The sequence below is a fragment of the Paracoccus sp. UBA889 genome (assembly GCA_002294185.1).
In the GTDB taxonomy this organism is placed as follows: Bacteria; Pseudomonadota; Alphaproteobacteria; order Rhodobacterales; family Rhodobacteraceae; genus Paracoccus.
In genome coordinates, this window is sequence record DBFD01000074.1 from 1 (window position 1) to 22,440 (window position 22,440).

General features: G+C 65.2%; 19 protein-coding genes and 1 tRNA gene. 8 read left to right on the forward strand and 12 right to left on the reverse strand.

What is annotated here, in order from left to right:
- Positions 1-246: 246 nt before the first annotated feature.
- The gene (locus tag B4L36_RS14570) at positions 247-894 is read right to left on the reverse strand and encodes a TetR/AcrR family transcriptional regulator (protein WP_292958669.1); all 648 of its coding nucleotides are present in this window, start codon (positions 892-894) and stop codon (positions 247-249) included.
- 148 nt (positions 895-1,042) lie between these two features.
- On the opposite strand from B4L36_RS14570, the gene hpbA reads away from it, so the two are divergent.
- Positions 1,043-3,079 carry an N-methyl-L-proline N-demethylase HpbA gene (gene hpbA / locus B4L36_RS14575; protein WP_292958671.1) on the forward strand — a complete coding sequence of 679 codons (2,037 nt, stop codon included), beginning with the start codon at positions 1,043-1,045 and terminating at the stop codon, positions 3,077-3,079.
- Between the two features lie 40 nt (positions 3,080-3,119).
- Here the strand turns inward: hpbA and B4L36_RS14580 are convergent, their stop codons facing one another.
- Genes B4L36_RS14580 through B4L36_RS14595 form a run of 4 tightly spaced genes read right to left on the reverse strand, consistent with a single transcriptional unit; the run spans position 3,120 to position 8,310 of the window.
- On the reverse strand, positions 3,120-4,193 hold the full coding sequence (locus tag B4L36_RS14580; RefSeq protein WP_292958673.1) for a tartrate dehydrogenase: 1,074 nt from the start codon (positions 4,191-4,193) through the stop codon (positions 3,120-3,122).
- A 19-nt stretch (positions 4,194-4,212) separates the two neighbouring features.
- The gene (locus B4L36_RS14585) at positions 4,213-5,283 is read right to left on the reverse strand and encodes a tartrate dehydrogenase (protein ID WP_292958675.1); all 1,071 of its coding nucleotides are present in this window, start codon (positions 5,281-5,283) and stop codon (positions 4,213-4,215) included.
- Positions 5,284-5,313: 30 nt separating this feature from the next.
- Positions 5,314-7,335 (reverse strand): tripartite tricarboxylate transporter permease, encoded by a 2,022-nt coding sequence (locus tag B4L36_RS14590; protein ID WP_292958677.1) that lies wholly within the window; start codon positions 7,333-7,335, stop codon positions 5,314-5,316.
- Between the two features lie 12 nt (positions 7,336-7,347).
- Positions 7,348-8,310, reverse strand: coding sequence for a tripartite tricarboxylate transporter substrate binding protein (locus B4L36_RS14595; RefSeq protein WP_292958679.1), 963 nt, complete (start codon positions 8,308-8,310; stop codon positions 7,348-7,350).
- A gap of 205 nt (positions 8,311-8,515) precedes the next feature.
- Between B4L36_RS14595 and B4L36_RS14600 the strand changes: the two genes are divergently transcribed.
- The gene (locus tag B4L36_RS14600; protein WP_292958681.1) at positions 8,516-9,421 is read left to right on the forward strand and encodes a LysR family transcriptional regulator; all 906 of its coding nucleotides are present in this window, start codon (positions 8,516-8,518) and stop codon (positions 9,419-9,421) included.
- Between the two features lie 132 nt (positions 9,422-9,553).
- On the forward strand, positions 9,554-10,717 hold the full coding sequence (locus tag B4L36_RS14605) for a mandelate racemase/muconate lactonizing enzyme family protein (protein ID WP_292958683.1): 1,164 nt from the start codon (positions 9,554-9,556) through the stop codon (positions 10,715-10,717).
- A gap of 119 nt (positions 10,718-10,836) precedes the next feature.
- Here the strand turns inward: B4L36_RS14605 and B4L36_RS14610 are convergent, their stop codons facing one another.
- From B4L36_RS14610 to B4L36_RS14630, 5 genes are all read right to left on the reverse strand, one after another.
- Positions 10,837-13,077 carry a xanthine dehydrogenase family protein molybdopterin-binding subunit gene (locus B4L36_RS14610; protein WP_292958685.1) on the reverse strand — a complete coding sequence of 747 codons (2,241 nt, stop codon included), beginning with the start codon at positions 13,075-13,077 and terminating at the stop codon, positions 10,837-10,839.
- Positions 13,070-14,119 (reverse strand): FAD binding domain-containing protein, encoded by a 1,050-nt coding sequence (locus B4L36_RS14615; protein WP_292958687.1) that lies wholly within the window; start codon positions 14,117-14,119, stop codon positions 13,070-13,072. The genes B4L36_RS14610 and B4L36_RS14615 overlap by 8 nt, the downstream gene beginning before the upstream one ends.
- Positions 14,116-14,613, reverse strand: a complete 498-nt coding sequence (locus tag B4L36_RS14620) for a (2Fe-2S)-binding protein (RefSeq protein ID WP_292958689.1) — start codon at positions 14,611-14,613, stop codon at positions 14,116-14,118. The genes B4L36_RS14615 and B4L36_RS14620 overlap by 4 nt, the downstream gene beginning before the upstream one ends.
- 347 nt (positions 14,614-14,960) lie before the next feature.
- Positions 14,961-15,542, reverse strand: a complete 582-nt coding sequence (locus B4L36_RS14625) for a c-type cytochrome (protein WP_292958691.1) — start codon at positions 15,540-15,542, stop codon at positions 14,961-14,963.
- Complete coding sequence (locus tag B4L36_RS14630; RefSeq protein ID WP_414692191.1) at positions 15,539-16,792, reverse strand: PQQ-dependent sugar dehydrogenase; 1,254 nt, start codon at positions 16,790-16,792, stop codon at positions 15,539-15,541. The genes B4L36_RS14625 and B4L36_RS14630 overlap by 4 nt, the downstream gene beginning before the upstream one ends.
- Before the next feature lie 229 nt (positions 16,793-17,021).
- On the opposite strand from B4L36_RS14630, the gene B4L36_RS14635 reads away from it, so the two are divergent.
- The 5 genes from B4L36_RS14635 to B4L36_RS14655 are packed head-to-tail and all read left to right on the forward strand — an operon-like array spanning position 17,022 to position 21,817.
- Positions 17,022-18,164 (forward strand): TRAP transporter substrate-binding protein, encoded by a 1,143-nt coding sequence (locus B4L36_RS14635; RefSeq protein WP_292958693.1) that lies wholly within the window; start codon positions 17,022-17,024, stop codon positions 18,162-18,164.
- A 59-nt stretch (positions 18,165-18,223) separates the two neighbouring features.
- Positions 18,224-18,808 (forward strand): TRAP transporter small permease subunit, encoded by a 585-nt coding sequence (locus tag B4L36_RS14640; RefSeq protein WP_292958695.1) that lies wholly within the window; start codon positions 18,224-18,226, stop codon positions 18,806-18,808.
- Between the two features lie 39 nt (positions 18,809-18,847).
- Positions 18,848-20,266: a TRAP transporter large permease gene (locus B4L36_RS14645; RefSeq protein WP_292958697.1), complete on the forward strand. Its 1,419-nt coding sequence runs from the start codon at positions 18,848-18,850 to the stop codon at positions 20,264-20,266.
- Positions 20,256-21,611, forward strand: a complete 1,356-nt coding sequence (locus B4L36_RS14650) for an amidase (protein ID WP_292958699.1) — start codon at positions 20,256-20,258, stop codon at positions 21,609-21,611. Before B4L36_RS14645 ends, B4L36_RS14650 begins: the two co-directional genes overlap by 11 nt.
- Positions 21,608-21,817 (forward strand): hypothetical protein, encoded by a 210-nt coding sequence (locus B4L36_RS14655; RefSeq protein ID WP_292958701.1) that lies wholly within the window; start codon positions 21,608-21,610, stop codon positions 21,815-21,817. Before B4L36_RS14650 ends, B4L36_RS14655 begins: the two co-directional genes overlap by 4 nt.
- Before the next feature lie 72 nt (positions 21,818-21,889).
- Here the strand turns inward: B4L36_RS14655 and B4L36_RS14660 are convergent.
- Positions 21,890-21,964, reverse strand: a tRNA-Val gene (locus B4L36_RS14660).
- Positions 21,965-22,030: 66 nt separating this feature from the next.
- Entirely contained in the window at positions 22,031-22,306 is a 276-nt protein-coding gene (locus B4L36_RS14665) for a DNA-binding protein (RefSeq protein WP_292958703.1), read from the reverse strand.
- Positions 22,307-22,440 lie beyond the last annotated feature (134 nt).

Genomic DNA, 22,440 nt, shown 5'->3' on the forward strand with positions numbered 1-22,440 from the left:
CTGGTAGAGCGTCTCGTTTACACCGAGGATGTCGGGGGTTCGACCCCCTCACCGCCCACCAGATTTTACCCGCTGCTTGCCGGAGAGTTCCCGCGATTCCGGGCTTGCCGGCAAGAACGCGATCCCGAAAACGGGCAGCGCCGCTTGTTGACCGATCCCGGGATCGGTTGGTGCGACCATGGCGCCGGAATGAACGACCAAGGTGCCGTCTTCCGAAAATGGCGAAAAAGACCGATTCCGGATGGCCTAGCCTGGTGCCGGATTGCCATCGGCCGATGCCAGCACGCGGGCGTTGAAGCGCGCGATCTCGCGCGGTGTCGGCGTCTGGCCGGTAAAGATCCGGACATAGGTCGGAATGCGCGCCAGCCGCGTATCCAGGTCCTCGCGCGCCTGCATCGAGATATAGCCGATCTGTGTCAGATAGATCGTTCGCGCCCGGACATCGGCACCCTGTTCGGCATGACCCCACCGGATCAGCAGGTCGCGCAGCGCGGCAAGGCGGTCCGTATCGGCCGCCTGCGTGCGCGCGCCGATATCCGCCTCCTGCAACGCCCAGCTTCTGACGGCGAATTCCAGTGGTGCGTCGAACATGCCGGTCAGGAAGCAGGCCAGCACGTTCAGCATCGCCTCGGATTGCGTTTCGGCATATTCGGTGCTGGCCCCGACCAGCGGCGCGGTGGTCCGCGCCTCCCACTCGGCGATCAGCGCGGACATCAATGCCTCGCGGTCACCGAAGAACCAGTAAAAGCTGGTTCGCGACAGGCCCAGCCGTCTGGCGAGGGGCTGGATCTTGACGGCATCGATGCCGCCCTCGATCAGCGCCTCATAGGCCGCATCCAGCCAGCCCTGGCGAGAGCCGCGCCATCCTTTGTCGGGGGGGGCAGCCTGTTTCATGGCATCAAGCTGTAAGCGTTATCGCGGCGGGCATCAAGAAATTGTTCTTTCATGTTGTCGCAATGTCCATAAGTGAATTCAAAATTGACACTCATGAACAATTTTGCGAACTTGCACCCGGATTTTCCATCCGGAGGAAGGCAGGACGATGTCGAACGATCCCCTCTTGCGGCCCTATCAGCTGAAGCACCTGACGCTTCGCAACCGGATCATGATCACCAGCCACGAACCGGCCTATCCCGAGGACGGAATGCCCAAGGCCCGCTACCGCGCCTATCATGTCGAGCGCGCGAAGGCGGGGGTGGCGCTGACGATGACGGCGGGTTCTGCCTCGGTCTCGCGCGACAGCCCGCCGGCCTTCAACAATATCCTCGTCTGGAAGGACGAGGTCGTCGGCTGGATGAAGCAGTTGGTCGATGAATGTCACGATCACGGTGCGGCGGTGATGATCCAGCTGACCCATCTGGGCCGTCGCACCCGCTGGGACACGGGCGACTGGTTGCCCGTCCTGGCACCCAGCCATGAACGTGAAGCCGCCCATCGCGCCTTTCCGAAGCGGTTGGAAGACTGGGACATGGCCCGTGTGATCGGCGATTTTGCGGATGCGGCCGAACGCATGAAGGCGGCGGGCGTCGATGGCGTCGAACTGGAGGCCTATGGCCACCTGCTGGAACAATTCTGGTCGCCGCTGACCAACGATCTGGAAGCGCCTTTTGGCGGCAATCTGGACAACCGGCTGCGCTTTGCCTTCGATGTGATCCGGGCGGTCCGCGATCGCTGCGGGACGGATTTCATCGTCGGGCTGCGCTATACCGGCGACCAGGATTTGCCGGGCGGCATGGGCAAGGCCGAGGGGCTGGAGGTTTCGCGCAAGCTGAAGGACAGCGGTCTGGTCGATTTCCTGAACGTCATCCGCGGCCATATCGACACCGATCCCGGCCTGACCGACGTGATCCCGATCCAGGGGATGCGCAGCGCGCCGCATCTGGATTTCGCCGGCGAGATTCGGGCCGCGACGCAGTTTCCCACCTTCCACGCCGCCAGGATCCCCGATGTGGCGACGGCGCGCCATGCGATCGCGTCGGGCAAGCTGGACATGGTCGGCATGACCCGGGCGCACATGGCCGACCCGCATCTGGTCCGCAAGGTGATCGAGGGGCGCGAGGACGACATCCGTCCGTGTGTCGGCGCCAATTACTGTCTTGACCGGATCTATCAGGGCGGCATGGCCTTCTGCATTCACAACCCGGCCACCGGCCGTGAACTGACCATGCCGCATGTGGTCCCCCGGGCGAAAGACAAGCGCCGGATCACCATCGTCGGCGCCGGACCCGCCGGCATGGAGGCTGCCCGCGTCGCCGCCGCGCGCGGCCACGCGGTCGCGGTCTTCGAGGCGGCCGACCGGCCGGGCGGGCAGATCCGGCTGACCGCCCGGCAAGAGCGGCGGCGCGAGATGATCTCGATCATCGACTGGCGGATGGCGCAATGCGAGAAGGCCGGCGTGCGGTTCCACTTCAACACCCTGGCCGATGACCAGGCGGTCATGGCAACCGACCCGGAGGCCGTGATCATCGCCACCGGCGGCCTGCCCCATAGCGAGGTTCTGTCCGCCGGCAATGATCTGGTCTGTTCTGCCTGGGACATCCTGTCGGGCGATGTGAAACCCGGAAGCAATGTGCTGGTCTATGACGATGCGGGCGATCATCCCGGCTTGCAGGCGGCCGATCTGATCGCGGCGACCGGTGCATCTGTCGAGATCGTCACCCCCGACCGCAGCTTCGCACCCGAGGTGATGGCGATGAACCTGGTTCCCTATATGCGCAGCCTCCAGCGGCGCGATGCGACCTTTACGGTCACCTGGCGGCTGACCTCGGTTGTGCGCGTGGGGAACATGCTGCGCGCCATCCTGGGCAGCGATTACGGCGACATGACGCGCGACCGGATGGTCGATCAGGTCGTCGTCAATCACGGAACCCGCCCGCTGGACGATCTCTATTTCGCGCTGAAGCCGCTGTCCTGCAATCTCGGAGAGGTGGATTACGAGGCGCTGAGCACCGGCGCGCCGCAAGACCTGGCCCCGAACCCCGCAGGCCGGTTCCGGCTGTTCCGCATCGGCGATGCGGTGGCCTCGCGCAACACTCACGCCGCGATCTACGACGCCTTGCGGCTGGTCAAGGATCTTTAGCCGTGCGGTCACGGCGGCAGGCCGTCGCCGCCGTTTCCGGCTAGATGTTGTCGCCGCGGATGGCGTCGCAGAGGGCGTCGGTCACCTGCTGCGTCGTTGCGCTGCCGCCGACATCGGGGGTCATCACCCCGTCAGCGCAAACCTTTTCCACCGCGCGCATCAGCCGCGCGGCGGCCCCGGCCTCGCCCAGATGTTCCAGCATCTGCGCGGCCGTCCAGAAGGTCGCGACCGGATTGGCGATGCCCTTGCCGGCGATGTCGAAGGCCGAGCCGTGGATGGGTTCGAACATCGAGGGAAAGCGCCGCTCGGGGTTGATATTGGCAGTCGGTGCCACGCCCAGACTGCCGGCAAGCGCCCCGGCCAGATCGGACAGGATGTCGGCGTGAAGATTGGTCGCCACGATCGTGTCCAGGCTGCGCGGGTTCCTGACCATGCGCACGGTCATCGCATCGACCAGCATCCGGTCCCAGCCTACATCGGGAAATTCGACGGCGATCTCGGCCGCGATCTCGTCCCACATCACCATGCCGAAACGCTGCGCGTTCGATTTCGTCACCACCGTCAGCAGCTTGCGCGGCCGCGAGCGGGCCAGCGCAAAGGCATAGCGCATGATCCGGGTGACCGCCGCGCGTGTAAAGATCGCAACCTCGGTGCCAACCTCCTCGGGCATTCCCCTGTGGGCACGGCCGCCATGGCCGGAATATTCGCCCTCGGAATTCTCGCGCACGATCACCCAGTCCAGATCGTCCGCCGTCACGCCGGCCAGGGGCGTCTGGATGCCCGGCAGGATCCTGGTCGGCCGGACATTGGCATATTGGTCAAAGCCCTGACAGATCGGCAGGCGCAACCCCCACAGCGTGATATGATCGGGCACGTCGGGCGCACCGACCGCACCGAAGAAGATCGCATCGAAAGCCTTCAGCTGTTCGGGGCCATCCTCGGGCATCAGCGCGCCGGTTTCCTTGTAGCGCGCCGAACTCCAGTCGAATTCGGTCACGTCCAGATCGAACCCGCCGTCGCGCCGGGCCAGCGTCTCCAGCGCCTGAAGGCCGGCGGCGATCACTTCGGGGCCGATCCCGTCGGCGGGAATGGATGCGATCCTGTAGGTCTTCATCTTCCGCTCCGTCATCCCGTCAGGCCAGTGCGTCGGCGATCGCCGCGCCGCAGGTCTTGGTATCGGCGGTCCCGCCCAGGTCGCGCGTGCGCAGCGCCGGTTCGGCCAGCACACGCTCGATCGCGGCGACGATCTGCGCGGCGGCTTCGGCCTGGCCCAGGTGGTCCAGCATCATCGCGCCGGCCCAGATCTGACCGACCGGATTGGCGATACCCTGTCCGGCGATATCGGGCGCCGATCCGTGGACCGGTTCGAACAGCGACGGGAACCTGCGTTCGGGGTTGATGTTGGCCGAGGGCGCGATGCCGATGGTGCCGGTGCAGGCCGGACCCAGATCGGACAGGATGTCGCCGAACAGGTTCGACGCCACCACGACGTCGAAACGGTCGGGATGCAGCACGAACATCGCGGTCAGGATATCGATGTGATACTTGTCCACGCTGACTGCGGGATAGGACTTTGCCATTTCGGCCACCCGTTCGTCCCAATAGGGCATGGTGATCGCGATGCCGTTCGATTTGGTGGCCGAGGTCAGCCGCCCGCCGCGCCTTTCGGCCAGATCGAAGGCAAAGCGCAGGATGCGATCCACGCCGGTGCGCGTCATCACCGTCTCCTGCATCACGATTTCCCGGTCGGTGCCCGGAAACATCCTGCCGCCGACGGCCGAATATTCGCCCTCGGTGTTCTCGCGCACGATCATCATGTCGATTTCGCCCGCCTTCCGTCCCGCCAGCGGCGAGGTGACGCCGGGCATCAGACGTGCCGGGCGAAGGCTGACATACTGGTCGAATTCGCGTCGGAACTGGATCAGCGACCCCCACAGCGAAACGTGGTCGGGCACCCGATCCGGCATCCCCACCGCGCCGAAGAACAGCGCGTCATGTCCGCCGATCCGGTCCTTCCAGTCATCGGGCATCATCTGGCCGTGCTTGTCGTAGTAGTCGCAGGACGAGAAGTCGAAATCCTCGAACTGGAAGCTGAGACCATAGCGGGCCGCCGCGGCCTGCAGCACACGGACACCTTCGGGCATGACCTCCTTGCCGATGCCATCTCCGGGGATCACCGCTATTCGCGCATGATTCGTGTTCATCTAAGCCTCATGGTTCGTGTTTCGGACGAATCAGAAATACAGTCCCGCCGGCATCCGAAGCAGCAGCACCCGCGCCATCAGCAGCCAGAACAGGCCGACCACGCCAAGGGCGATCAGCACGCGGCGCAGCCACACCAGGCGGCTTGTGCTGTCATGTTCGGCAATCACCATCATTCCCAGAAAGGCGGCCAGCCCGGTGACGGCGAAACCCAGATACGGCATGACGAAGACCCAAAGCCCGAAGACCGCGCCCAGCAACAATCTTCGCCGCGATGTCTCGGCCGCCTCGGGCGGCGAGGCGCGCACGCCCCGGCCGGTCACGGACAGGACCATCAACCCCGCCGACAGAAGAATCAGCAGGATCGAGATGGCGCGCGGAAAGACCGACCCCATCGGGCTGAGCCCGGTCGTGTTGGCCAGCGCCACCGCGCCCAGGGCCACGAAGGCCGCGCCCGCGATCAACGCGCCCCGGTCGGTCGTGCGCGGGCCATCCTGCGGCGCCCTGTCCGTGCGAACCGGATGGCTTTCGGCCTGCATCGCGATCTCGGTCAGCGGCTGGCGGGGCTTTTTCTTCATCCGCCATTCGGCATAGAACGGATAGCCCAGCGACAGCAGCGCGGCGAGGATGATGCCGATGCTGATGGGACGGCCGAAATACATGCCCAACAGATTTCCGGTGGCGTTGCCGATCAGGTAGGTCTGCACGAAGCCCTGTTCCGCGATCTGGCCCAGAACCAGACCCAGCACGATGGGCGAGGGCTGGAAACCGTAGCGGTTCAGCACCCAGCCGACGATTCCCAGCACGAACATCATCTGGACATCGAGAACGTTCGAGTTGATCGCGAACGAGCCGACGACCGTCAGGAAGGCGATGGTCGGCACCAGCAGCGACTTCGGAAAGGCGATGATCGAACGATAGGCATAGCGACCGATCAGCAGGCCCGCCGGCAGCATCAGGATCGTCGCGATCAGCAGGCCGTAGATGAAGGTATAGACGATATTGGCTTCGCTGGTGAAAAGCTGCGGGCCGATCTTGATCCCCTGGACCAGCAGCGCGCCAAGGATGATCGCATCGGGCGGGGTGCCCGGAATTCCCAGCACCAGGGTCGGGATGAAACCGCCTCCGACGGTGGCGTTGTTGGCCGCCTCGGTCGCGATCACGCCATCGGGTTCGCCCTTGCCGAAATTGGCCGATCGGGTCGAGGCGCGCCGGGCCTCGGTATAGCTGACCAGCCCCGCAATGGATCCGCCCGCGCCCGGAAGAATGCCCACGACCGTGCCGATCACCGAAGACCGCGCCACGTTGAATTTCGACGCCCAGGCGATGCCGAAAGCCTCGCGCAGCCGGTAGCCGCGATCATCCAGTTCCACCTTCAGATGCGCGGCGCGGGTGGCGACCAGATCCAGGATCACCGGAACGCAATACAACCCGATCAGGGCCGAGACGACATCGATTCCGCCCAGAAAGGCCGGCAGCCCGCCGGTCAGCCGCACATCCCCGCCGACCACGGCGACGCCGACCATCGACAGAAGCAGACCCAGACAGGCGCCGATCAGACCCTTCAGCGTGTTGCCGACCGACAGCGCCGCGATCAGTGTCAGACCGAAGATCGCCAGCCAGAAATATTCCGGCGGCCCGAAGGCCAGCGCGACGCGCGCCAGCGGCGGCGCCAGAAACAGCAGCGCCAGCGCCCCGACGATCCCGCCGCAGACCGAGGCCAGCGTCGCCAGCGTCACCGCCAGCCCGCCATCGCCGCGCCGCGCCATCGGATAGCCGTCAAAGGTGGTCGCGATCGACGAGGGCGTGCCGGGCGTATTGACCAGGATCGCGGCGAAGGCCCCGCCATAGATGGCGCCGGTATAGATCGCGCCAAGCGCGATCAGACCGGACGCGGGATCCATCGAGAAGGTGAACGGAACCAGGACCGCGACCGCCATCGTGGCCGACAGGCCCGGCAGCGCACCGATGACGGTTCCCAGCACGACGCCCACCAGCGCCAGTGCCAGGTTCAGCGGCGTCAGCGCGTCCAGAAAATAGCCAAGCAGTTCCATTCACCGGGCCTCTTACTGGCCGATGCCCAGAGCCTTGGCGCTGGTTGCGTATTCCTCTTTCATCCGGGCAATGAATTCGGGCATCTTGTCATAGGTGAAGTCGGTCAGCACGAAACCGCCATCCTCCATCTTCTTGACGAAGTCCGGATCGGCATTGATCTCGGACACGATGTCGGAGATGCGCTGACGGAGATCCTCGGGCGTCGAGGCCGGAACCGCGACACCGCGATAGGCGCCTCCGACAAGGTCGAGCCCCAGTTCCTTGAAGGTCGGAACATCGGGGAAGGCGGGCATCCGTTCTTCCGCCGCGACCGCCAGGATCCGCAGCGCGTCGCCCTGCGCGATCGCAGAAGTGGCATAATTGAAGCCCGCCGTCGTCTGCTTGCCCAGAACCGCCGTGATCGACGGACCGGTGCCCGAGAACGGCACATAGGTCGTCGTCGTGCCCGCCGCCGCGTCGAATTGCGCCTGCGCCAGATTGTTGGCCGATTTCGAGCCCGAGCCCGCGAATGTCACCATCCCCGGATTGCTCTTGGCATAGTCGATCAGATCCTGAAGCGTCTTGAATTCGCTGTCTGCCGGCACCAGGATGGCGTTCGGCGTATAGTGGAAATAATTCACCGGCGTCAGGTCGTCGGTGGTATATCCGACATTGCCTTCCATGGGTTGCAGGATCGTGTGGGGCAGGTTGATGCCCATGATCGTATAGCCGTCGCCGGCGATGTCGTTGAGCTGCGACCAGGCCTGCGCGCCGCCGGCACCGGGCTGATACTGGATGATCACGTCCTGACCGGTATATTTCTTCCACACCGATTGCTGGAAGCGCGCCGAGATATCGGATTCTCCGCCGGCATCGAAGGGGATGATATAGGTCATCGCCTTGGTCGGAAAATCGGCCGTCGATTGCGACGCGACAGGCCATGCCGCCAGTGCGGCCAAGGTGGCGGTCGCGGCGAATAGCGTTCTGATCTTCATGGTTTCCTCCCTGACAGATTGACCCGAAGACGATCCAACGCCTTCGGGCGGCCGGAATCCCGCCGTGGTTCGTGGGACTTTCCCCGATCGGGTCCCGGATTCGTCGGGCCTGTCCTCTCAGACCCTACGGAAACTGTAGTCGATGAAACGGGGGCTGGGAAATTCCGGTTATTCACATCATTATTGATTTGAGGGAACAGATGGGATGACCATGCCGGCCGTGACGGACATGCATTTCTTCGCCGTCGTGGCGCAGCGCAGCACCTTGTCCGAGGCGGCGCTGGATCTGGGGCTGACGGCATCCGCGGTCAGCCGCAGGCTGGCCCGTCTGGAGAACCGGCTGGGCGTGCGGCTGGTCAATCGCACCACGCGGCGTCTTGGCCTGACCTCGGAGGGCGAAGCCTATCTGCGCGCCTCGCGGGACATCCTGGGCCGGATCGCCTTGGCCGAAGACGCGATATCGGCCACGCGGGCCGCGCCGCAGGGGCCGCTGCGGGTCAACGCCACCTTCCAGTTCGGCCGCGAACATGTCGCGCCCGCGCTTGCGGTCTTTGCGGCGCGCTTTCCCGATGTCCAGGCGCAACTGGTGCTGACCGATGCGCCTGCAAATCTTGTCGAGGACGGATTCGACCTGCAGATCAAGTTCGGCGAGCCAACCGCGACGCGCAATGTGATGGCGCTGCTGCTGCGCAACCGCCGTGTCCTGATCGCCTCGCCGGAATACCTGCGTGCGCATGGCAGGCCGAAACGGCTGTCCGATCTGGAAGATCACGCCTGCATCGCTCTGCGGCAGGAACACGCGGCCTATGACGTGTGGCGCTTCGGCGACGATGACAGCGTGCGCATAAGAAGCGGGCTTTCGACCAATGACGGAGAAATCGCCGTCTCCTGGGTTCTGGGCGGGCATGGCATCATGCTGCGCTCCGAATGGGACATCGCGCGCCATGTCAGGGCAGGGCGGCTGGAGGTGGTGTTGCCGCGCCACGCGATGCGGGCGGATATCTTCGCCGTCTATCCCGAACGGCTGAACCTTTCGGCAAAGGTGCGCATGTTCATCGACATCCTGCGCGACCGCATCCGCGAGCAATCGTCCCGCCTCCAGCTTCCATAGGCGCCGGGGCGATGCCGCGCTTGGCGGTTCGAAATCCCGCGGACCGGGACCCGGGGCCGCGATTGGCCGTGGCCAGGATCGCCGCGACATCGTAAGGCGGTGCAATGCCGGCAGAAGCAGGGAGGTTCAGCCATGCGCATCATCGACATTCGCGAAACGACCAGGCCGATCGCATCGCCGATCCGCAACGCCTATATCGATTTCAGCAAGATGACGATCAGTCTGGTCGCCGTCGTGACAGATGTGGTCCGCGACGGCCGCCGGGTCGTGGGATACGGGTTCAATTCGAACGGCCGATACGGTCAGGGCGGGCTTATCCGGGAACGTTTCCGCGACCGGATCCTGGAGGCCGCGCCCGAAAGCCTGATGAACGAGGCCGGCGACAACCTGGATCCGCATCGGATCTGGGCGGCGATGATGGGCAATGAAAAGCCGGGCGGGCATGGCGAAAGATCGGTCGCGGTGGGCACGATCGACATGGCGGTCTGGGACGCGGTGGCCAAGATCGCCGGCAAGCCGCTGTTCCGCCTGCTGGCCCGGATGCATGACCGCAAGGCCGATCCGCGGGTCTTCGTCTATGCCGCCGGTGGCTACTATTATCCCGGCAAGGACAACGGCGCCTTGCGGGCCGAGATGCGCAGCTACCTGGATCGGGGCTATACCGTCGTGAAGATGAAGATCGGCGGTGCCCCGATCGACGAGGACCGTGCCCGGATCGAGGCCGTCCTGGACGAGATCGGCTCGCAGGCGCAACTGGCGGTCGATGCCAATGGCCGTTTCGATCTGGAAACCGGCATTGCCTATGCGAAGATGCTGCGTGATTACCCGCTGTTCTGGTACGAGGAAATCGGCGATCCGCTGGATTTCGCGCTTCAGGCCGCGATGTCGGAATTCTACGATCCGCCGATGGCCACGGGCGAGAACCTGTTCTCGCATCAGGATGCCCGCAACCTCTTGCGCTATGGCGGGATGCGCCCGGACCGCGACTTTTTGCAATTCGACTGCGCTCTGTCCTACGGGCTTGTCGAATATCTGCGGACGCTTGATGTGCTGCGCCAGTTCGGCTGGTCGCCCAGACGCTGCATTCCGCATGGCGGCCATCAGATGTCGCTGAACATCGCGGCGGGCCTTGGTCTGGGCGGCAATGAAAGCTATCCCGACCTGTTTCAGCCCTATGGCGGCTTTCCCGACGGCGTCGCCGTCGAGGATGGCCACATCACCATGCCGGACCTTCCGGGTATCGGGTTCGAGGGCAAGGCCGATCTTGCCGCCGAGATGAGGTCGCTGGCCGAATAGCGATTCGTTGGCCCGGGCCGCCGGACCGATCCGCGTATTGACCAGAAGGGGCGCGCGCAGCGGGATCGAACGGGCGATGAGGGACGGCGGCGGGGCGCCCGACAGGGCCCGGGCATGGTTCAGAGAAGATCCTCGATCCGGATCGGGAAATGCCTGATCCGCCGTCCTGTCGCATGCCGGATGGCATTGGCGATGGCGCCGACGGTTCCGGTGATGCCGATCTCGCCCACGCCCTTGATGCCAAGCGCGTTCACATAGGGATCATCCTCGTGGATGGTGATCACCTCCAGATCGCGGATATCGGCGTTCACCGGTATGTGATAGCCGGCGAAATCGGCGTTCATGATCCGTCCGGTGCGGGGATCGTGCTGCGCCTTTTCGTGCAGCGCGAACGAGACGCCCCAGATCATGCCGCCCATCAGCTGGCTTTCGGCGAGACGCGGATTGATGATCCGTCCCGCCGCGAAGGCGCCGACCAGACGGGTCACGCGCATCTGGCACAGGTCGGGATCGATCTTCACCTCGGCGAAGACGGCGCCATGTGCGTTCATGGCACGGTTTTCGGCATCTTCCGGCTTGCGAAAGGCGCTGCCCTGGCCTTCCAGTTGCTCAAGTCCCGCTCGGTGCAGGATGGCGGCCAGATCCTCGCCGCGCGCGGGGTCGCCCTCGACCTCGATCCGGCCGTCGCGGGCCTGGAAGGTCGCGTTGTCCGCCCCGTGCAGCGGCGAGGCGGGATCGGCCGCCGCCATGCTGCCAAGCTGGCGGATCACGTCGCGCCCCGATGCATCCAGGGCGCTGCCCGCTGTCGCCGTATGCCCCGAACCGCCCGCGATACCGCCATCGGGCAGGGTCGAATTGCCGGACCGGAACTCGATCTTCTCGATCGGCAGGCCAAGACTGTCGGCGGCGATCTGGGCCAGCGCCGTCCATGCGCCCTGTCCCATGTCGGCGGCCGATGTCTCGAACAGGGCGGTGCCGTCGGCGCGCAGGGTGGCACGGGCATCGGCGGCAAACATGGGGCAGGGAAACAGCGCCGTGCCCATGCCCCAGCCGACCAGCATCCCGTCCGCGTCCTGCATCTGGCGCGGTGCAAGCGGTCGCCGGGACCAGCCGAAACGACGCGCCCCCTCGGCATAGCATTCACGCAGCGCCTTGGACGAATAGGGTTTGCCCGTTCCGGGCTCGGTCTCGGCGTAATTGCGCAGCCGGAACTCCAGCGGATCGAGGCCCGTCGCCTCGGCCATTTCGTCCATCGCGCATTCCAGCGCGGCCGAACCGGACGCCTCGCCGGGGGCCCGCATCGGGCTGGGCGTGCCGACATCCAGCCGTACGCCGCGATGGGTCGAACGCAGCGCCTGCGCCGCGTAGAGCCCCTGCGAGGCATTCGCGGCCGGTTCCAGAAAGTCGTCGAAACTGGAGGTTTCCGACACCCCCTCGTGATCGATGAAGCTCAGCGCCGCCGCGTCATCGGTGCCCAGCCGCAGCCGCTGCCGTGTGGCGCCGCGATGGCCGACGGGGCCGAACATCTGCTGGCGCGTCAGCATCAGCTTGACCGGGCGGCCGGTCATCCTTGCGGCCAGGATCGCCAGAACCTGCGGCCCCGTCGGGATCGCCTTGGACCCGAATCCGCCGCCCAGAAAGGGGCTGCGCAGGGTGACGTTGCCGGCCGGAATGCCGAAGAAATGTGCGTATCCCGCACAGGACAGCACAAGCGCCTGACTGGGCATGTCCAGAATCAGCCGGTCGCCGTCCCATTGCGCCACGACCGCGTGCGTTTCCATCGCGTTGTGATATTGCGGCGCGGTCTCGTAGGTCACGTCGATGCCTTGCGCGGCGGAATTCCTGGCGGTCTGCATGTCGCCATGCTCGACATCGGCGGGTCTGCCAAGGGCGCCGGGCTCCAGCGCCTCCGGCTCGTTCTGGTCCAGGGCGATGCGGGGCGTCATCGTCTCGTAGCGCGGGTTCAGAAGGCGCGCGCCCTCGGTCGCGGCTTCGATGGTCTCGCCCAGAACCATGGCGATCGGCTGACCGGCATAGCGGACCGTGTCGTCCTGAAGCACCTCGATGCGGAACGAGAACATCGTCGGCTTTTCGGACGGATCGCCCTGAAGCGGCGGGCGGTTCTGCGGCGTCATCACATGGCTCACGCCGGGATGCGCCTCGGCCGCCGCGACATCCAGATGCGCGACCCGGCCGCGGGCGATCGTGGCCGGCAGACAGACCGCGTAAAGCAGGTTCCGGGGGTGGTTGTCGGCGGCGAAGGTCGCGGTGCCGGTTACCTTGGCAAGACCGTCGCGCCGCGTCAGCGGCTGGCCGGAATTCGATCCGAAGCGCATCGGGCGGGACATGGTATCAGACATGGGCAGGCTCCTCGGCGGCGAAGACAGAGGCGGGGAGCGCCGGCATCCGCGCCGGCGTGCCCCGTGCGGCAAGCGCCAGCGCGCGGGCGGCGACGCGCCGGGCGATCGGGATCTTCCAGGCATTGTCATGCGCCGGCACGGCATCCGACAGGGCCGCCTCGGCGGCGCGGTCGAACAGGGCCGCGTCGGGCGCGTGACCGGTCAGCAGTGCCTCGGCCTCGGCGGCCCTCCAGGGTTTCGCGGCGACCGCGCCCAGGGCCAGGCGCGCGCCCGTGATGATCCCGCCCTCGATTTTCAGCGCCGCGGCAGCCGAGACCGTGGCGAAGGCGAAAGAGGTCCGGTCTCGCAGTTTCAGATAGCGCGCGTGACCTGCGAATTCCGCCGCGGCGGCGGGCAGGCGCAGGGCCAGGATCAGTTCGCCCGGTTCCAGCGCCGTTTCGCGATCAGGCGTCGTGCCGGGCAGATGGTGAAAATCGGCGAAAGCGATTTCGCGCGCGCCGTTCGGGCCGATTACCTCGACCACCGCGTCCAGCGCCGCCAGCGGAACGCAGAAATCCGACGGATGGGTGGCGATGCAATCATCGCTCCAGCCCAGCACCGCGTAATTGTCGCCGACGCCGCCGCGCGCATCGCAACCGGTGCCGGGCCGACGCTTGTTGCAGGCGGTCTCGGGGTTCTGGAAATAGGGGCAGCGCGTGCGCTGCATCAGGTTGCCGGCCACGGTCGCGGCATTGCGCAACTGGCCCGAGGCCCCCGACAGCAGCGCCTCGGCCACCATCGGAAAGCGGCGGGCGAAATCGGCGTCGCGGGCCAGATCGGCATTGCCGACCCGCGCGCCGATCCGGGTGGCGCCCTCCGCCCCGGTCTCGATCCGGTCGAGGCCGGGCAGCCGGCCAAGATCGATCAGCCGATCCGGCTGCGCCGCCCCGGTCTTCATCAGATCGACCAGATTGGTGCCCCCGCCCAGCCAGGCCGCGCCCGGACGCCAGGCGGCGATGGCCTCGTCGATGCTGGCGGGCCGGATGAAATCGAACATCTTCATGCCGTGCCCTCCTGTTCGGCTTCGGCCATGCGGCGGGTTGCCTGCTGCACGGCGCGGGTGATGCCGTGATAGGCGGCGCAGCGGCACAGATTGCCGCTCATTCCCTCGCGGATGCGTTCGAGGTCCTCGCCCGCGCTCGCCTCGGCAATCAGGCCGACCGCGCTCATGATCTGGCCGGGGGTGCAATAGCCGCATTGGAACCCGTCATTTTCGATGAAGGCGGTCTGCACCGGATGCAGCGCATCGCCCTGGGCCAGCCCCTCGATCGTGGTGATCCGGGCGCCGTCCAGCGTTGCCGCCAGCGTCAGGCAGGAATTGATCCGCCGGCCGTTCACAAGAACCGTGCAGGCGCCGCACTGGCCGCGATCGCAACCCTTCTTGGTGCCGGGCAGGCCCAGCCTTTCGCGCAGAAGATCCAGCAGCGTGACGCGGGGATCGTCGATCGTCAAATCGCGCCGCGTGCCATTGACGGTGAAAGAGATGGAGAGTGACATGCGTCCTCCCTTGATGTGGCGGTGGGGGTGAAACCGGCATCTCGCCCAGGGGCGATCAGGCCCCGTGGCGAGGTGCTGGACAGTTCGGCCTGCCTGCTGCGCGTATCGTGAGGAATGCCTCCGTTCTGGCGGCCGGGAATGGACCTTGCCCGAAACGCGCAAGACCGGACCGCGTTCCCTGCGGTCGGGGCCTGTTTCGAATGAAGGATGCCGTTTGCGATGCCGGCATCGAACGCCGCCGTCAGGCAAAGGTCAAGGCCCGGCGCGAATTTCGCGGCCTTCCGCGCCTGCGCGGAGCCGTGAAAACGGGCGCCGGCTGCATCAGGCAACCGGCGCGGCAGGACCGGTCATTCCGGCTTGGCGATCTCCAGCTTGACCGAGGCATACCATTCCGCCGCTGCCCGCATCTGATCGTCGTCGAGACTTTCGGCGATGGGCTGCATGATCTCGCTGGGGCGGCTGCCCTGACGGAACGCCTTCAACTGGCTCAGCAGATAGATGCTGTTTTCGCCCGCCAGATCGGGTGTGTCATCATCCATCCCCATTCCGTCCACCCCGTGACAAGAGACACAGGATTCGGGTGCGCCCGAGGGATCGGCGGTCAGCGTCGCCACCGCCGTCTGCGAGGAATACCAGGCCGCCAGATCGGCGATCTGCTGGTCCGACAGGGCGGCGGCGACGACCGACATCATCTCGTTCTGCCGGGTGCCGCTGCGAAAAGCAGTCAACTGGCTGGCGAGAAAGCTGGCGGGTTCGCCGCCGATGCTGGGCGCGGCGGGCATTTTCGCCGCGCCCTCGATTCCGTGACAGGTGCGGCATTGCCCGGCCAGCTTGCGGCCCGAGGCGGGATCGCCCGCGACCTCTTGCGACAGGGCGGCACCGGCGAGCCACAGCCCGCCCAGTGCCATCGAAAGGATCGCGACCCTCATTCGCCGTAGCTGATTCGGTAGACCGCGCCGGCGAGATCGTCCGAAACCAGGAGCGATCCGTCGCGCAGTTGCGCCACATCGACGGGCCGGCCCAGATATTCGTCATTCTCGTCGATCCAGCCCTCGGCAAAGGGTTCGGTCGTGGCGCTGCCGTCCTCGGCGACATAGGTGACCATGACCCGCGCGCCGACCGGAGTGGTGCGGTTCCATGATCCGTGCTGGGCCGAGAAGATCGCGCCGCGATATTTTTCCGGGAACATGCTGCCGGTGTAGAAGGTCATGCCCAGATCGGCTGCATGGGCGGTCATCTCGACGGCGGGCATCACGACATCGGCCGGCGGATCCTGATCCTTGTATTCGACGGTGCGCACATCGCCGCCGCCATACCACGGAAAGCCGAAATTCTGGCCGGCTTCGGTGACATGGTTGATCTCTCCGGGTGGAATGTCGTCGCCCATTCCGTCCACCTGGTTGTCGGTGAACCACAGATCGCCCGTATCGGGATCGAAATCCATCCCGACCGAGTTGCGGATGCCGCGGGCGAAGACCTCGCGTCCGGTTCCGTCGGTATTGATGCGGATGATGCCGCCCAACCCGTATTTGTCATACTTCTCCATCTTTTCCGGTGGGGGGACATTGAAGGGCTGACCAAGCGCGATGTAGAGCTTGCCGTCGGGTCCGATGTCGCAGACCCGCGCGGTGTGGTTGAAGCTTTCCTCGTCCGGGGGAATCAGATCGCCCTGTTTCAGGACGCTGAATGCCGCCACATCCGGGCTTTCATAGAAGAACTCGGCCGCGGGGAACAGCAGCACGCGGTTCTGTTCGGCGATATAAAGAAAGCCGTCCTTGGAAAAGCACGGCCCGTTGGGGATGGTGAAGGCCAGCGAGGGCGCGAAATCCTTCACCTCGTCGGCGACGCGGTCCTTGTTGCGGTCGGTGATGGACCAGACCTTGTCCTTGCGGGTGCCGACAAAGGTGACGATGCCCTGTGGACCCACGGCCATGTTGCGGGCGTCGGGAACCACCGCATAGAGCGCGATCTTGAAGCCCTGCGGCAGCTTGATCTTTTCCAGCGTCTTCTTGATTCCGTCGGCATAATCGCCGGTCTGATCGATATAGGTGAACTCCGTCGTTCCTGTGGATTTGAAGTTCGACAGCTTGTCCAGATTGTCGGGCACATCCGTATTCTGTGCGACGGCAGCCGTCGCCATCAATGCGGCCGCGGCCGCCCCCAGCATGAGCGTGTTCATTCCATCCCTCCCTGTGTCATCTTGTGACCATGACAGGATGAGGGTCGCTTGCCGTTGCGTCAATGATTCCGTGATCGCGCGCCGGTTGTCGCTGATAAGGCCCGATCAATCTTTAATGCTTCAAGGGCCACCTAAAGGCTTGCCAGATCGGTGTTTTAGCGGGCAGTCTTGCGATCACGGTCGCAAGAGGGTCACGAGGAAGGCCCGGATCGAACAGGGAGGTAAGACGATGACCAAGACGAATGAAACTGCGGGGCCGGTGTCGCGGCGCTCGTTCCTGCGCCGTGGCGGCGCTGTCGCCGGCGGTGCCGCCGCCAGCACGCTGCTGGCCGCGCCGGCGGTTCTGGCGCAATCGCCGATGGTGCTGAAGATGCAGACCAGCTGGCCCGCGTCCGACATCTGGCAGACCATGGCGCAGCAATACGTGGACCGGGTCGAGGCGATGTCGGGCGGGCGGCTGAAGATCGACCTGCTGCCGGCAGGCGCGGTCGTGGGCGCCTTTCAGGTCATGGACGGGGTCAGCGACGGGGTGATCGACATCGCCCATTCGGTCGCGGCCTATTGGTATGGCAAGAACAAGGCGGCGTCGCTGTTCGGCACCGGCCCGGTCTTCGGCGGCGATCCCACCAACATGCTGTCGTGGTTCTACCAGGGCGGCGGCCAGGATCTGTATCGCGAACTGACGCAGGATTCGATGGGGCTGAACGTGATCGGCATGTTCGGCTTTCCGATGCCCGCCCAGCCCTTCGGCTGGTTCAAGAACCCGATCAACGGGGTCGACGACATCAAGGGGATCAAGTACCGCACCGTCGGGCTTGCGGCGGATCTGCTGCAATCCATGGGCATGTCGGTGGCCCAGCTTCCTGGCGGCGAGATCGTGCCTGCGATGGAACGCGGCGTCATCGACGCGTTCGAGTTCAACAACCCGTCCTCGGACATGCGATTCGGCGCTCAGGACGTGGCCAAGAACTATTATCTGGGCAGCTATCACCAGGCCTCCGAGGCGTTCGAGTTTCTCTTCAACCGCGACCTGATGGAGACGCTGGACCCCGATCTGCGCGCAATCCTGGAACATGGGGTCGAGGCGGTTTCGACCTATAACACCGCCTTCGCGCTGGACAATTATTCGTCCGACCTGCAGAAGCTGCGCGACGGCGGCGTGACGGTGCGCAAGACCCCGCAGGACATCCTGTCGGCCCAGCTTGACGCCTGGTCCGAGATGATCACCACGCTTGAACAGGATCCCTTCATCAAGAAGGTGCTGGACAGCCAGCGCGACTGGGTCAAGCGCACGGTGTTCTACGAACTGATGGACAAGCCCGACTACACGCTGGCCTACGAACATTTCTTCCCCGGCGAGCTGAAGCTTTAAATCAGACAGGGCCCGTTCCGCCACACAGCGCGGGGCGGGCCTGACCGAAAGGGTTTCCCATGCTGTCCTTCATCCGCTTCGCCGACAACCTGTCGGGATGGTTCGGCAAGTCGTTCGGCTGGCTCATTCTGCTGATGACCTTCGGCGTCAGCTACGAGGTCTTCGTGCGCTACGTGCTGAACAGCCCGACAAGCTGGTCGCTGGATGTGTCCTTCATCATGTATGGAACGCTGTTCATGATGGGCGGAGCCTATACCCTGTCGCGCGGCGGCCATGTCAGGGGCGATTTCCTCTATCGGCTCTGGCCTGTCAGGGTGCAGGGCGCGGTGGATTTCGTCCTGTACCTGCTGTTCTTTTTTCCCGGTGTCACCGCCCTGATCCTGTCGGGCTGGAAATATGCCAGCAGGTCCTGGCAATACGGCGAGGTCAGCGTGAACAGCCCCGCCGGCATCCCGATCTATCAATTCAAGTCGGTCATCGTGGCGGCGGGGATCCTGCTGTTCATCCAGGGCCTGGCGCAGCTGATGCGCAGCATCATCGCCATGCGCGACGGCGTCTGGATCAAGGCCGACGAGGATGTCGAGGAAACCGAAGAACTTCTGCTGCGCGATCAGGCGCCGCGGGCCGGTGTGCATGTCGACTGACCTGCCTGATCCCACTGATCCCAGCACGGAGACGCGCGCGTGACAGATCCGCAGATTGCCCTGTTCATGCTGGGCATATTCATCTTCCTGGTCTTTCTGGGCTTTCCCATCGCCTTCACGCTGATGGCCCTGGGGATCGGCTTTGGCTATTACGCCTATTTCGATGCCGCGCGCATGTGGCGTGCGCTGGACCGGCTGCCCGAGGATGCGGCCTGGCTGACGCAGAAATGGACCTGGCTCGAAGGATTCTACAACAACCGCATCTTCGATCTGTTCATCAACCAGACCTATACCGTCATGTCCAACGAGGTGCTGACGGCGGTGCCGCTGTTCCTGTTCATGGGCTATGTGGTCGAGCGGGCCAATATCGTCGATCGGCTGTTCTCGACGCTGGCGATCGCCTCGCGCCGGATGCCCGGTTCGATGGGTGTGGCCGCGCTGATCACCTGCGCGCTGTTCGCCACCGCGACCGGCATCGTCGGTGCCGTGGTCACGCTGATGGGATTGCTGGCGCTGCCGGCAATGCTGAAGGCGCGCTATGACCCGCGCTTTGCCAGCGGCATCATCTGCGCCGGCGGCACGCTGGGCATCCTGATTCCGCCCTCGATCATGCTGATCGTCTATGCCGCGGCCTCGGGCGTGTCGATCGTGCGCCTTTATGCGGGTGCGATGCTGCCCGGACTGGTGCTGGTGGGCCTCTATCTGACCTATGTCGTCGGCCGGTCGATCCTGCAACCTTCGGTCGCGCCGCGCCCGACCGAGGACGAGGTGCCCACCGTGCCCACGGGCCGGCTGATCGTGATGCTGATCACCTCGTTCTTTCCGCTGGCCTTCCTGATCCTGGCCGTCCTGGGCTCGATCCTGTTCGGTCTGGCCACACCGACCGAGGCGGCGGCGATCGGCGCGCTTGGCGGCATGGTTCTGGCGGTGATCTATCGCGCGATGACGTTCCAGCGGTTGCGCGAATCCGTCTATCTGACCGTGCGCACCACGGCGATGGTCTGCTGGCTGTTCGTCGGATCCTACACCTTCTCGTCGGTCTTCTCCTATTTGGGGGGCGAACAGGTGATCGCGGAATTCGTCGGCGGGCTGGACCTGACGCCGCTGCAATTCCTGCTGCTGGCGCAACTGATCATCTTCCTGCTGGGCTGGCCGCTGGAATGGTCCGAGATCATCATCATCTTCGTGCCGATCTTCCTGCCGCTGTTGCCGCTGTTCGACATCGATCCGTTGTTCTTCGGCATCCTCGTGGCGCTGAACCTGCAAACCTCGTTCCTGACCCCGCCGATGGCGATGTCGGCCTATTACCTAAAGGGGATAGCCCCGCCCGAGGTCAAGCTGACCGACATCTTCTCGGGTGTGATGCCGTTCCTGCTGATGGTCTTCATGGCCATGGCGCTCATGTATATCTGGCCCGATATCGTCTTCGTGCTGCCCAGGATGATCTATGGCTCATGATCCGGCCTCCCTGGGCGCGCGCGCCCTTCGCGACCTGATCGCCTCGGGCGCGCTGTCGGCCGAGGCGGCCACCGCCGCCTGTCTGAAACGCATCGCCGAGACCGAGCCGCAATTGCGGGCCTGGGCCTTCGTCGATGGCCAGGACGCCGTGGCACAGGCACGGGCGCTTGACGCCCGACGCAAGGCCGGCGCGGCGATCGGTCCGCTGCATGGCGTGCCGGTGGGAATCAAGGACGTGATCGACACGGCAGGGATGCCGACGGAACGCGGAACCCCGGTCGAAAAGGGCCGCGTCCCGCCCGAGGATGCCCATCTGGTCGCAAGGCTGCGCGCGGCGGGCGCGGTCGTCATCGGCAAGACGGCGACGACCGAACTGGCGTATCTGGCGCCCTCGCAGGCGCGCAATCCGCACGACCCGCAGCGGACGCCCGGCGGTTCCTCATCGGGATCGGCGGTGGCGGTCGCCTCGGGGCAGGTGCCTTTGGCGGTGGGGACCCAGACCGGCGGCTCGGTAATTCGCCCGGCTTCCTATTGCGGCACGGTCGGCTTCAAGCCCAGCTTCGGCCTGATCGGCCGGACCGGAGTTCTGACGCAATCGCCGTTTCTGGATACGGTGGGCGGCTTCGCGCGTTCGCTCGAGGATGTCGCGCTGCTGGTCGAGGCGATGGCAGGCCACGACCCGCAGGATCAGGCGACCGCGATGCAGCCGGTCCCGCGCCTTTCTGACGCTGCCATGCAGCAGCCGCCGCTGCCGCCGCTGCTGGCGGTGGTCAGCCTGCCGGGGGCCGAATCGCCGATGCAGCAGGCCATGGCAGAACTGACCGCCGAGTTGGGCGACCGCGCCCACGGCGTCGATCTGCCCCCCGCCTTCGCCGAGGCCGAATCGATCCGCCGCCGCATCAATCTGGCCGAGATGGCGCGATGCTATTATCCGCTGGAACGGCGCGGCGCCGCGGCGCTGTCGCCGCAGATGCGCGCCGCCCTGACCGAAGGACAGGGGATCCTGGCGCGTGATTACCTTGCGGCGCTTGATTGGCGTCAGGTGCTGAATGCGGGGCTGGACGACCTGCTCAGCCGCTGCGACGCGATCCTGTGCCCGGCTGCGACCGGACCCGCCCCGGCCATCGGCGAGGGCAGCACCGGCTCGGCCGCCATGAACGGGCCCTGGACCCTGTGCGGTGTGCCGGCGATCAGCCTGCCCCTGCTGGCGGATGAAAACGGCCTGCCGATGGGTGTCCAGCTGATCGGACGGCGCGGCGAGGATGCGCGGCTTCTGCGCGTCGCGGCATGGCTGACTGCACGCCTCGACGCGTCCGAAGAAAGCGAATCGAGGAGGTTCGGATGACGGACAGGATCTTGGCCCTGCTGGCCTTCGTCGTTCTTGCGGCGTTTCTGATCATTCTGGTCTGGCATGTGCCACGGCTGGATCTTGGCGGTGTCGTCCTGCTGACGCTGATCTTCGCGGGAATCGACATGGCGGCGGTCATGCGCAGTCACGACCGCAAAGATCACACCGGCCAGGATGACACGGAAAACGGTGCCGGAGGCTGATCTTCTCCGCCAGAATGAACGGGGCCGCTTTCGCCTTGCGGCCCCAGCCGAGTCTTGGGTCGGAATGTTTGATGGTGGGTGATGACGGATTTGAACCGCCGACATCTTCGATGTGAACGAAGCGCTCTACCGCTGAGCTAATCACCCGGTGGACGGGCTTTTAGCCGCAGGGTGCTGACGATGCAAGACCGGATCGGCGCGAAATGCCGCGTGTCAGGATGCGGGCTTGCGGCGCAGGCGCAGCGTGATCACGTCGCCGCCGCGCAGATCCTTTTCCAGATTCACCCGGCCCCGGCCCAGAGGCGGCACCGCCAGCGTCTGTCCGGCCGACAGGGCCTCGCCAAGCTGTGCCAGTGTCGCGTCGATGATCGGCCGCGCCTCGGACCTCTTCGCGCCGGTCGCTGCCAGAACCCGCTCGACGAAATCCTTTTTCTGGACAACCCGTGCAGGCTGCGGATTTTTCGGTGCCGCCCCGTCGCTTTTCACCATTTCCCAACCCCTCAATCACAAAACCGGAACATTCGGTTTAGCGTGGCGCATCAATTAACCATTGGTCAATTATGAATCGCCCAAGTTCCGTGAAAAGAAAGCGCCGGGCCAGGAAAACCCTGACCCGGCGGCTG